Annotated in this window: 1 protein-coding gene; it reads right to left on the bottom strand. The window is 61.4% G+C overall.

Annotated elements, in window-relative coordinates:
- The coding region (locus tag KPG66_RS17305; RefSeq protein ID WP_237071672.1) for a condensation domain-containing protein at positions 1 to 578 on the bottom strand (578 nt) is incomplete at both ends.

Here is a 578-nt window from a genome sequence, read left to right as displayed (position 1 = left end):
GGGCAAGCCACCATGGCGCGCAACATCGTCTGCAGATACCCGACGTGCCGCTCGATCGTGGATCGGTCGAACAGCGCCGTCGCATACCCTAAGCTACCGATGATCTCGTCGCCTGCCTCAGATAAGTTCAGCTCGAGATCGAACTTCACGACCTCGTACTCGAGCTCAGCCGGCGTGGCCGTGAGCCCGGGTAGACGCCACTCGCCTGGCGCATTGTTCTGCCACGCCAACATCACTTGAAACAACGGCGTATGATTCAATCGACGCGGCGGCTGCACAATCTCCACCACTTGCTCGAACGGCAGATCCTGATGCGCTTGCGCGTCGAGTGTCGTGCGCCGCACGCGCGCGAGCAGCTGGGCGATATCGGGCTCGCCCGACAAATCCACGCGCAACGCCAGCGTATTGACAAAGAAGCCAATCAACAGCTCGATCTGGCGATGGTTACGATGGGCGCTGGGCGTGCCGATGACCACGTCGTACTGACCTGACAGGCGCGCGAGCACCGCGCTCCATGCGGCAAGCACCGTCATAAATAGCGTCGTGCCATGCTCAGCGCTTAAGCGCTTGAGCGCTTG

Source organism: Mycetohabitans sp. B2, assembly GCF_021733735.1.
Taxonomy (GTDB): Bacteria; Pseudomonadota; Gammaproteobacteria; order Burkholderiales; family Burkholderiaceae; genus Mycetohabitans; species Mycetohabitans rhizoxinica.
This window is presented reverse-complemented; position numbering and strand designations above follow the sequence as displayed.